At 63.7% G+C, this 8531-nt stretch carries 6 protein-coding genes and 2 pseudogenes; 4 read left to right on the top strand and 4 right to left on the bottom strand.

The genetic code is table 11. From position 1 onward, the window contains the following. A pseudogene (locus AC1DX0_RS26300) lies at positions 1-505 on the top strand (glutamate--tRNA ligase); the annotation flags it as partial. On the opposite strand, the gene AC1DX0_RS26295 reads toward AC1DX0_RS26300, so the two are convergent. The 3 genes from AC1DX0_RS26295 to AC1DX0_RS26285 form a co-directional block, all read right to left on the bottom strand. After that, positions 423-1628, bottom strand: a complete 1206-nt coding sequence (locus AC1DX0_RS26295; protein ID WP_477220344.1) for a DUF2865 domain-containing protein — start codon at positions 1626-1628, stop codon at positions 423-425. The pseudogene AC1DX0_RS26300 and the gene AC1DX0_RS26295 sit on opposite strands and share 83 nt — an antisense overlap. 57 nt (positions 1629-1685) lie before the next feature. After that, the gene (locus AC1DX0_RS26290; protein ID WP_477357355.1) at positions 1686-4028 is read right to left on the bottom strand and encodes an NADP-dependent malic enzyme; all 2343 of its coding nucleotides are present in this window, start codon (positions 4026-4028) and stop codon (positions 1686-1688) included. A gap of 176 nt (positions 4029-4204) precedes the next feature. Then, positions 4205-4984, bottom strand: a complete 780-nt coding sequence (locus AC1DX0_RS26285; protein WP_475450615.1) for an SDR family oxidoreductase — start codon at positions 4982-4984, stop codon at positions 4205-4207. Positions 4985-5103: 119 nt separating this feature from the next. Here AC1DX0_RS26285 and AC1DX0_RS26280 point away from each other — a divergent pair, with 119 nt between their 5' ends. Together AC1DX0_RS26280 and AC1DX0_RS26275 are read left to right on the top strand one after the other, a co-directional pair. Then, positions 5104-5919, top strand: coding sequence for a UDP-2,3-diacylglucosamine diphosphatase (locus AC1DX0_RS26280; protein WP_477220346.1), 816 nt, complete (start codon positions 5104-5106; stop codon positions 5917-5919). A gap of 126 nt (positions 5920-6045) precedes the next feature. Continuing rightward, positions 6046-7311, top strand: coding sequence for an MFS transporter (locus AC1DX0_RS26275; RefSeq protein ID WP_477357353.1), 1266 nt, complete (start codon positions 6046-6048; stop codon positions 7309-7311). Here AC1DX0_RS26275 and dgcA read toward each other — a convergent pair. Continuing rightward, entirely contained in the window at positions 7231-8214 is a 984-nt protein-coding gene (dgcA, locus tag AC1DX0_RS26270; protein ID WP_477220348.1) for an N-acetyl-D-Glu racemase DgcA, read from the bottom strand. The two genes, AC1DX0_RS26275 and dgcA, sit on opposite strands and share 81 nt — an antisense overlap. A gap of 76 nt (positions 8215-8290) precedes the next feature. Between dgcA and AC1DX0_RS26265 the strand changes: the two are divergent. Continuing rightward, positions 8291-8531: pseudogene (locus tag AC1DX0_RS26265) on the top strand (organic solvent ABC transporter permease); the annotation flags it as partial.

Raw genomic sequence — 8531 nt, 5'->3', positions numbered from 1 at the left:
CGACCTGACCGAACTCGCCGGCCATTTCGACCCCGCCGCGACCTCGAAATCATCGGCTAAGTTCGATCCGGACGAACTGTTCGTGCTCAACCGCGTGCTGCTGCACCATATGCCGTTCGACGAGGCACGGGACAGGCTGATGGTGCTGGGCATCTCCGGCGAACAGGCCGAGCCGTTCTGGCTGGCGGTGCGCGGCAATCTCGACCGGCTTGCCGACGCGGTGGGCTGGTGGCGTATCCTGCGCGAGGGGCCGCAGGACGGACCGGAGTTCTCCGATGATGATCGTGAGTTCCTCGGACAGGCCTTCGATCTACTGCCTGAAGAGCCTTGGAACGGGACGGTCTGGAAGGATTGGACCGGCAAGATCAGGGAAGCGACCGGGCGCAAGGGCAAGGGGCTGTTCATGCCGCTGAGGCTTGCGCTTACTGGACTGCCTTCGGGGCCGGAGCTTGCAGATTTATTGCCGCTGATGGGTCGGGAAGGAACGTTGGCCCGACGACCCTGACCTTGCGCTGTTCCGGCGGCAAGGCGGACACGGGCGACGTCACCGGTTTGGCGGAAAGCCGCTTGATGGCTTCGCGGTCGAGCCCGCCGTCCCTGTTGGCCAGCGTTTCTGGGTCGGCGCTCGGATCGGGCTTGGAGGCCGGCACGGGAACCAACGGTGCTGCGTCCGGTTCCGGCTGCGACTGCTGTGGGTTCGGCGGATTGCCGCCAATGATCTGGAAGTTCTGCGCCGCGTTGCATCCGCAAGCCGGCGGCCGCGACATGTTGGATTGCTTGTAGAGATAGGCAGTCGGCAATTCGCTGTAAGGCTTGCCGGTAACCGATGATGTCATCGCGGCTGAATCGTCGTCCATGCCGCGCGAATAGAAGACCTGCATCTCAGTGCCTGGGCAGCTCGATTCGCAATTCTTCTGATCGCGCTCGAAGTCGCCGACCGAGGCTGCGTTCGACATCGGAAAGAAATAGCCGTCGCAAGTGCGCACGCAGGTGGTGTGGAACTCGCCACTGGAGCTTGGAAAGTCCGGAATGCCGGGCAGGTTCAGGACGCGGCGGACATTGCGTTCCTCGCCGGGATCCTCCGGCTGGTCAGGCGTGTCGCTGGGCGGGGCGTCGTTGCCGAAAAGCTGGTCGAACAGGTTTGCGTTGCCGTCTTCTTCGCCACGGTCTGCTTCCTGCAGTGGTGCGCGGCGTGGCGCAACCGTGTCGTCGCGGCAGCCATTGGCATCGAGCGCGGCCAGGATGCGGCCACGGTCGCGGCGTGATCCGCCACCGGCGAGCTGGGCACGCTTGGCCTGCAGACTGTCGAGATTGGCGTTCATGCGGTCGATGGTGGCGTTGAGGCCTGCGCATCGATTGATGTTGCGGGAAAACAGCGAAAACCCGCAACCGGAGTTGCTTGCCTGGTCGCGGGCCTTCGAGATCTGTTCGCGCTGCCGATCGATCGCGGCGTCGTATTTCCGGATCATTGCCGGACCGCCGCCGCTGCCGCGCGAAGCCGCGGCAAGATCGGCCTCCAACTGACGGCAGACGCGCGAGGCAGCCTGGGACTCGGTGATGGTGGCGCCGGACAGCAGGAGGCCAAGCAGCATGGCAGCATGCGCCCGCTTCAACCCTCCGCTTGTCATCCGCCTCAATCCCGCCTGTTCGTCCGCGAGGCTACCGTGTTCGCGGTTAACCGCAGTTTACTGCGAAACCTGTGTTCCGCCCAGATTGACCACTGCCTGCGCCTTGTGCGCCGCCTCGACCACGGCCAGCGCCGTCATGTTGACGACACCGCGCGAGGTGACCGAGGGCGTCAGTATGTGCGCCGGCATGTCGGTGCCGAGCAGGATTGGCCCGACATGCAGCGCATCCATCATGGCGCGCAATGCCGTCAGCGTGATGTTGGCCGAATCGAGGTTCGGGAACACCAGCAAATTGGCTTCGCCCTTCAGCCGCGAATGCGGATAGACGCGCTGGCGCAGATGCTCCGACAGCGCGGAATCGGCATGCATTTCGCCGTCGCACTGCAACTCCGGCGCGATGCGCGCCAGGATCGCCGCCGCCTGCCGCATCTTGAGCGCGCTTGGCGAATCGCGCGAGCCGAAATCTGAATGCGACAGAAGGGCAGCCTTCGGCTCGATGCCGAAGCGCTGGATTTCCTCGGCCGCCAGCACGGTCATCTCGGCGATCTCCTCGGCTGTCGGGTCGACGGAGACGTGTGTGTCGGTGAGGAARATGATGCCRCGCTGCGARATCAGCATGGAAAGCGTCGACAGGTCGYGGTCCTTGAYGCCCGCGCGWGGGCCWATGAYSAGSGWCACATTGCGCAAATGCCGCTCGAARCGCCCTTCGAGGCCGCAGAYCATGGCRTCGGCRTCGCCGCGYTTCAGYGCMAGTGCYGCGATCACSGTGTTGTCGGTGCGCACCATGGTGCGCGCRGCYTCCGTCGTCACGCCGCGCCGSCCGGCGAGTTCGATCARMAGGTCGACATAGTGGCGRTAGCGCGGATCGTCYTCCGGGTTGATCAGGCCGAAATCGACGCCCGGCTTGATGCGCAGGCCATAGCGCTTCAGCCTGACCTCGATGACATGCGGACGGCCGATCAGGATTGGCTCGGCGATGCCTTCCTCGAGCACCACCTGGGCGGCGCGCAGCACGCGCTCATCCTCGCCATCGGCGTAGATGACGCGCTTGGCGCTCGATGCCTTGGCGGACGAGAACACCGGCTTCATCACCAGGCCGGAGCGGAAGACGAAGCGGTTGAGCTTGTCGATATAGGCGGCGAAATCGGTGATCGGCCGCGTCGCCACACCGGTGTCGCAGGCTGCCTTGGCGACGGCCGGCGCGATGCGCAGGATCAGCCTCGGATCGAAGGGCGAGGGGATCAGGAATTCGGGTCCGAAGATCGGCGTCTCGCCCGAATAGGCGCGCGCGGCGACGTCCGACGGCTCTTCGCGGGCAAGGGCGGCGATGGCCCGCACGGCCGCCATCTTCATCTCTTCGTTGATAGCACTGGCGCCACAATCGAGCGCGCCACGGAAGATGTAGGGGAAGCACAGGACATTGTTGACCTGATTGGGAAAATCGGACCGGCCGGTGCAGATCATCGCATCGGGACGCGCCGCGCGCGCCTCTTCCGGCATGATCTCGGGATTGGGGTTGGCCAGCGCCAGGATCAGCGGTTTCGGCGCCATGTGCTGCAGCAGTTCCGGCTTCAGCACGCCCGCCGCCGAAAGGCCGAGGAAGACGTCGGCGCCGGCRATGACATCGGCCAGCGTGCGCGCCTTGGTATCCTTCACATAAGGATCCTTCCAGCGATCCATCTCGTCGACACGGCCCTTGTAGGCGACGCCGAAACGGTCGGTGACCCAGATGTTTTCGATGCGTACGCCGAGCGAGACCAGAAGGTTCAAGCAGGCAAGGGCGGCGGCGCCGGCGCCCGAGGTGACGACCTTGATGTCTGAAATGGTCTTGCCGGCGAATTCCAGCCCGTTGAGCACGGCGGCGGCGACGATGATGGCGGTGCCATGCTGGTCGTCGTGGAAGACCGGTATCTTCATACGCGCCTTGAGCTGTTCCTCGACCTCGAAACACTCCGGCGCCTTGATGTCCTCGAGGTTGATGCCGCCGAAGGTCGGCTCCAGCGCCGAGATCGTCTCGACCATGCGCTCGATGCCAGGTGCGTCGATCTCGATGTCGAAGACGTCGATGCCGGCGAACTTCTTGAACAGTACCGCCTTGCCTTCCATGACCGGCTTGGAGGCCAGCGGGCCGATATTGCCGAGGCCGAGCACGGCCGAGCCGTTGGAGACGACGCCGACGAGGTTTGCGCGCGCCGTATAGTCGGCGGCGGTTGCCGGATTGTCGCGGATTTCGAGGCAAGGGGCGGCSACGCCSGGCGAATAGGCRAGCGCCAGGTCGCGCTGGTTGCCGAGCGGCTTGGTCGCCTGKATCTCRAGCTTYCCCGGCGTYGGRTGYTTGTGRAAGTRGAGSGCGGCTTCGTCGAGGTCCGAACGTGCCGTTTTCTTGTTCTCGCCTTCCATGCGGCCGCTCCCTCGAAACCTGCTTCGAGAGACCTTTTAGCATGCGGCCAAGGTTTTTCGCGACGCTAATTGACGCGCCGGCAGCTTTAAACGGCGGCGCGTCGAAAATCGCTAGATGTCAGATGCTTACGGCTGTTTCATGCCAGATGAGTCCTGCGGTTTCGCCGACCTTTCGATCAGAAGGCGCTGACGTAGAGACCGCCGTCTACCGGTATGTTCTGCCCGGTCAGGTAGCCGGCGTGGACCGAGCAGAGGAAGGCGCAGATCTGTCCGAATTCCTCCGGCGTGCCGAGCCGCTTGGCCGGCACATCGGCACTGATGCGGGTCTTGCGCGCTGCGGCAGCAGCGGGGTCCTCGACGGTGCCTGCCTCATGCGGGCCGCGCAGCCGGTCGGTGTCGAGCTTGCCCGGCAAGAGACTGTTGATGGTGACATTGCGGTCGATCACCGTTCGCGCCACGCCGGCAAGGAACGAGGTCAGGCCGGCGCGCGCGCCCGACGACAGGTCGAGACCAGGGATGGGAACATAAACGGACAGCGAGGTGATGTTGACGATGCGGCCGAAGCCGCGCTTGGCCATGCCGTCGAGAACGGCCTGCACCAGTTCGATCGGCGTGACCATGTTCTGGGTGACGCCTTCAAGGATTTTCGCGCGATCGAGTTCGCGGAAATCGCGCAGCGGCGGGCCGCCATTGTTGTTGACCAGGATGTCGGGTTCGGGACAGGCGGCGAGCAGCGCCTTCTGCACCTCAGGCTTCGAAACGTCGCCGACGACTTCCGTCACCGTCACGCCATAGCGCTGGCGCAGCTCCGCCGCGGTTTTGGCGACCAGTTCGGCATTGCGGCCGTTGACGACGATATCGCAACCGGCCTCGGCCAACGCCATCGCGCAGCCTTTTCCAAGACCCTTGCTCGAAGCGCAGACGATGGCCTTCTTTCCGCTGATACCGAGATCCATGACGATTTCTCCTGTGATTTGGCCGGCAAGCTAGTCCTTWGGCTGGACCAATCGCAACCGTCATACGGTTGTTGCATGAATCGGGGCATAGSCTGCGCGAAAGCAASGGTGAAATCGCGATGTCWGGCCAAGAGCCCCGCACTTTCCGCAGCATGTTCATTTCCGATGTCCATCTCGGCTCGAAGGCGGCGAAGGCCGAGTTCCTGATCGATTTCCTGCGTTACCACGACGCCGATATCATCTATCTGGTCGGTGACATCGTCGATGGCTGGCGGCTGCGGCGGAGCTGGCACTGGCCGCAGAGCCACAATGACGTCGTGCAGAAATTGCTGCGCAAGGCGCGCAAGGGCGCCAACATCACCTATATCGCCGGCAATCACGACGAGTTCGCCCGCCAGTTCCAGGGCGTGCATTTCGGCGGCATCGTCGTCGCCGACCGCGCCATCCATGAGACGGCCGACGGCAAGCGCCTGCTCGTCATCCATGGCGATCAGTTCGACACTGTCGTTCACAACCAGCGCTGGCTCGCCTATCTCGGCGATCATGCCTATGACGCAGCCATGCAGGTCAACCGGGTGATCACGCGCCTGCGCCAGCTGCTCGGCCTGCCTTACTGGTCGTTCTCATCCTGGGCCAAGGTCAAGGTCAAGAAGGCGGTCAACTTCATCGGCTCGTTCCAGACCGTGCTGACCGAGGAAGCCCGCCGCTCGCATGTCGACGGCGTGATCTGCGGCCATATCCACCATGCCGCGATCGAGAATTTCGATGACGTGCGCTACATCAACACCGGTGACTGGGTGGAAAGCTGCACGGCCGTGGTCGAGCACTTCGATGGCCGCATGGAAATCCTGACCTGGGCGCAGGTGCTGCCGGAGTCGCTGGACGAGCCTTTCATCCCGATGCTGATCGAAGATCGCGTAGGGCAGGCGGCCTGACGCGGAAGGCACTGCGTTTTTTTAGCGTTGATCGATTGGTCCAGCCGGTTTCGTCTGGTTTTCCGCCATGTTAAGGGATCGATCTACACCGCCAGCCGGTCGAGCGCGGCGTAATTGGATCGATTCATGTCCCTGCCGCCGCTTTCGCCAGAACAGCTCGTCAAGCCGCGCCATTTCGAACTGCGCATGAGCCTGATTTTCGGCACGTTGTTCATATCGCTCGGCACGCATCTGCCCTATTTCCCGCTCTGGCTGCAGGCCAAGGGGTTTCACGCCGAGCAGATCGCGATCATCCTGGCGGCGCCGATGTTCCTGCGCGTGGTGGCGACACCGCTGCTGACGACGCTCGCCGATCGGGCGAGGGACCGCGCCAATGTCTATGTCGCGCTGGTGGCAGCCTCGCTGTTGCTCTCGGCGGGTTATTTCCTCACCCCGACCTACGCGATGGTGCTGGCGGTGTCGCTGGCGCTGACCATTGTCTGGACGCCACAATCGCCGATCGCCGATTCGCTGGCGCTTTCGGGTGTGCGTCGCTTCGGCTCGAACTACGCAAGCATGCGCAAGTGGGGGTCGATCTGCTATCTCTGCGCCAATGTGGCGGGCGGCTTCATCCTGGCGGCCACCGGTCCCCAGGCTGTTCCGGTCATCATATTCCTTGCCCTTGGCGCGGCACTCGTCGCAGGGCTGCTTGCGCCGCGCATGGGGAGGCCGCGAAAAGCCTCGCCGCTGTCGGCGGCGGAGATCCAGCACGCGGCGCCGAGCCTGTTCAACGCTTATTTTCTCTATTTCACCTTTGGCGTCGGCRTCATCACCGCCAGYCAYGCSTTTCTSTACGGYTTYGTKTCSATCTACTGGAAATCGATCGGCATCRGCGATTCCGTCGTCGGCCTTCTATGGGCCTGGGGCGTGGTGTCCGAAGTCTGCATGTTTTTGTTTTTCAATCGTATTTTCGCCTCCGTTTCCGTCGTCAGGGTGATGGTGATAGCCGGCATCGGGTCGATCGTGCGTTGGATCATCTTTCCACTGGTATGGCCGCTCGGCCTTGGCATTCCCGGCTTCTTCGCAGTGCAGTCGCTGCATTCGGTGTCTGTCGCAATGGTGCTCATAGGCCTGCAGAGAATGATCGCCGAAACCGTCTCCGAAGAGCGCACGGGTGCCGCGCAAGGCATCGCCTATTTCTTCAACGGCTTCTTCATGGCCGCCGTTACGCTTGCTTCCGGCCCGCTCTATGACCGTCTCGGCGTCGATGGTTTCCTGGTGATGATCCCGATCGCGATCGTCGGCCTCGTGCTGATCGGGCTCGCCGCGCGCTCAGCCCCAAAGCGCCCGGTCCGGAGGGAAGACAAGCGAGCCCTGGTAGACGAGGCCGGGCACACGGTCGCGGGCAAGTAGCAGCGGACCGTCAAGGTCGACGAAATCGGCGTCCTGGGCGAGCAGGACCGCAGGCGCCATCGCCAGCGATGTGCCGACCATGCAGCCGACCATGACGCCAAAACCCAGATCGCGGGCGCGGTCACGCAGCACGAGCGCCGCCGTGAGGCCCCCCGACTTGTCGAGCTTGATGTTGACGGCGTCGTAGAGACCAACCAGCATTTCCAGGTTCTTCGCCTCGTGCACGCTTTCGTCGGCGCAGATCGGCACCGGATGCGCGATGTGGCGCAGGATTTCGTCCTGGCCTGCGGGCAGCGGCTGTTCGATGAGGGCAATGCCTTGCGCCGCGGCGAAAGCCAGGTTTGCAACGATGTTGTCGTCGGTCCAGCCCTCATTGGCATCAAGGATGATTCGGCTCTGAGGCGCGGCCTGTCTCACCGCCTGGATCCGGGCGATGTCGTTGTCGCCGCCGATCTTGACCTTCAGCAGTGGCCGGTCCGCATTGGCACGGGCTTGTGCCGCCATCGCCTCGGGCTCACCGAGCGACAGTGTGTAGGCGGTTTCGAGCCGACGCAGCGGGGCCGGCCAGATTGCGTTCGCCACCGGGCTGCCGCTGATCTTGGCCTCAAGGTCCCACAGCGCACAGTCGACTGCGTTGCGAGCTGCGCCGGCAGGCATTGCACCGAGCAGGGCGGTCCGGCCGATGCCGCCGGCGATCTGGTCGCGCATTGCCTCGATCGCGGCGTGCACGCCGTCCATGGTCTCGCCATAGCGCTTGTAGGGAACGCATTCGCCGCGACCGACATGCCCGTTTTCGCCGATGGTGCAGGTGATGATTTCGGCCTCGGTCTTGGAGCCGCGCGAAATGGTGAAGGTGCCGGCGATGGGAAAACGCTCGGCCTCAACCGAAATGACACGCGCCATATTTTTCTGCTCCGGCTATGCGACAAGCGTGGTCGGCAAATCGACAGGTCAGACCCGTCAGGCTAAACAGGACGCCATGTTGACCATCGGCAAGCGCGACGCAAGCGGCACGACCGCCTCGGAGGCTGACCACCAACCGCACGTGGCGGTCGGCGAGGAGGGCGGCGTTCTCGGCTGCGCATTCTCCGGAATCTGGACGACACGGACCGTGGCGCTGATCGACGCCGACATGCGCAAAATCGAGAAGCGAAGCGGTTTCAAGACCTTGGCGCTTGATCTTTCGAAAATCGAGAAGATCGACACCGCCGGTGCATGGC

The organism is Mesorhizobium sp. P3_A9, from assembly GCF_056402975.1.
The sequence above is the reverse complement of the archived record's forward strand: the minus strand, read 5'-3'. Positions and strand labels throughout refer to the sequence as shown.